The following is a 2,383-nucleotide window of genomic DNA, read 5'->3' on the forward strand; positions in this document are numbered from 1 at the left end:
GGCCAGAAGCTTGCCGCCATCGGCTCGTCGCTTGGCGCCGCCGCACTTGTCTTTGCTGCGCCGCAAGCGCCTGCCGATGCCTATGTGCTGGAGCAGCTCTACGCAACCTTGCGCGAAACCACAGCGTGGCGAATGCCTTTCCACTTCTGGCGCGGTTTCCAAGCCGATGTCCTTTTGGCACAGATGCCGCTTCGTCTCGGGTTGAGCGCCGATGATGTCAAGCCGGTCGACCATCTTGCTGCTATCGGCAAGCCGCTGATGCTGCTTGCAGGCAGCAACGACCCTTTCATCGATCATGGACAGGTGCTGGCGCTGCAGAATGCTGCCGTTGGTTCACAACTCGTCTGGTTTGGAGGCGCAGGCCATGTCGATCTGCTGCGCTACGACCAACTGCGCTACAGCGATGCTATCTTTTCCTTTCTTGCAACAAAGCTCTGCCGGACGGGTGCCATCCATGGTTGACGTTCGCTCAACCCCGCCCGCGATAAGGCGCTACCCCGGTGTCGGGCAGCCAGGCGCCTTCGGGCGGAGCGCCGGTTTGCCAGAACACATCGATCGGAATGCCGCCGCGTGGATACCAATAGCCGCCTATGCGCAACCACAGCGGCTTGGTTGCCGCCACGATGCGGCGGCCGATCATGACGGTGCAGTCTTCATGGAAGGCGCCATGGTTGCGAAACGAGGTCATGAACAGCTTGAGCGACTTCGATTCCACCAGAGCCGCATCGGGTGCATAGTCGATGACGATATGGGCGAAGTCCGGCTGGCCGGTGACTGGGCACAGCGAGGTGAATTCCGGGCAGGTGAAGCGCACGATCGCCGGCGGTCCGTCACCGCGCGAAAACGGTACGGTCTCCAGGACCGCTGCTTCGGGGCTTCGTGGCGTCTCGACGTGCGCGCCGAGCTGGGTGAGGGTTTTGGTGTCGATCATGGCAGCAATCCTTGTCGCATGTGCCCGGAGTGCGTGCGGGACGACATGCTTGAAAACGAATTTTGCCGCTCATTAGCACAATTTGAAACCGCAGGAAGACGATGACCAGCAACGATCCGCTTCTCCAGCCCTACCAGCTCAAACACCTGACGCTGAAGAACCGGGTCATGTCGACCAGCCATGAGCCGGCCTATTCCGAGGACGGCATGCCGAAACAGCGATACCGGCTCTACCATGCCGAGAAGGCCAAGGGCGGCATGGCGCTGACCATGACCGCCGGCTCGGCGATCGTCTCGCGCGACAGCCCGGCCGCTTTCGGCAATCTGCATGTCTATGACGACAGGATCGTGCCATGGCTGGCCGAGCTCGCTGACGCCTGCCACGAGCACGACTGCAAGGTGATGATCCAGATCACCCATCTCGGCCGCCGTACCGGCTGGAACAAGGCCGACTGGCTGCCGGTGCTCTCGGCCTCGCCGGTGCGTGAGCCGGCGCATCGCGCATTCCCGAAGACGATCGAGGACTGGGACATGGAGCGCATCGTCGCCGACTATGCTTCAGCCGCCCAGCGCTGCGAGGCCGCCGGCCTCGACGGCATCGAGTTCGAATCCTACGGCCATCTGATGGACGGCTTCTGGTCGCCCGCCACCAATCATCGCGACGACGAATTCGGCGGCTCGCTGGACAATCGCCTGCGCTTCACCAATATGGTGCTCGATGCCGTGCGGTCAGCCGTTGGCGACAAATTCGTCGTCGGCATCCGCATGGTCGCCGACGAGGATTTCGAAAAAGGCCTGTCGAAGGCGGAGGGGATCGAAATCGCCAGGCGGCTGGCGGGCTCCGGCAAGGTCGATTTCCTCAACATCATTCGGGGCTCGATCGAGAGCGATGCGGCACTGACCAAGGTCATCCCGGTGACCGGCATGCGCTCTTCGCCGCATCTCGATTTCGCCGGAGAGGTGAGGGCGGCGACGAAATTCCCGACCTTCCACGCGGCGCGCATATCCGACGTGGCCACCGCACGCCACGCCATCGCCACCGGCAAGCTCGACATGGTCGGCATGACCCGCGCCCATATCGCCGATCCGCACATCATCAAAAAGGTGATGGAGGGGCGCGAGCATGAGATCCGCCCGTGCGTGGGCGCCACCTATTGTCTCGATCGCATCTATGAGGGCGGCGAAGCGCTTTGCGTCCACAATGCCGCGACCGGCCGCGAGGCCGAAATCCCGCATATCATCGTCAAGACCGAAGGACCGAAGCAGAAAATCGTGGTCGTCGGAGCCGGCGCCGGCGGACTGGAGATTGCGCGGGTCGCGGCTGAGCGCGGCCACAAGGTGATGGTGCTTGAAGCATCGAGCCAGGCCGGCGGCCAGGTGCGATTGGCGACGCAGAACCCGCGCCGCAAGGAGCTGATCGGCATCATCGACTGGCGGCTGGCCGAACTCGACC

Annotated in this window: 3 protein-coding genes; 2 read left to right on the forward strand and 1 reads right to left on the reverse strand. The window is 63.1% G+C overall.

Going from position 1 to position 2,383, the window contains the following annotated elements; translation table 11 throughout:
- A partial coding sequence (locus EN893_RS29355) for an alpha/beta hydrolase (protein WP_206640191.1) occupies nt 1-462 on the forward strand: 462 nt, incomplete at its 5' end.
- Between the two features lie 7 nt (nt 463-469).
- Here the strand turns inward: EN893_RS29355 and queF are convergent.
- A complete protein-coding gene (gene queF, locus EN893_RS29360; protein ID WP_027042220.1) occupies nt 470-931 on the reverse strand; it encodes a preQ(1) synthase in 462 nt (153 codons plus the stop codon).
- Nucleotides 932-1,032: 101 nt separating this feature from the next.
- On the opposite strand from queF, the gene EN893_RS29365 reads away from it, so the two are divergent.
- A partial coding sequence (locus EN893_RS29365) for an NADH:flavin oxidoreductase (protein ID WP_128362000.1) occupies nt 1,033-2,383 on the forward strand: 1,351 nt, incomplete at its 3' end.

Origin of the sequence: Mesorhizobium sp. M7A.F.Ca.CA.004.04.2.1, from assembly GCF_004022825.1 — a bacterium.
Lineage (GTDB): Bacteria > Pseudomonadota > Alphaproteobacteria > Rhizobiales > Rhizobiaceae > Mesorhizobium.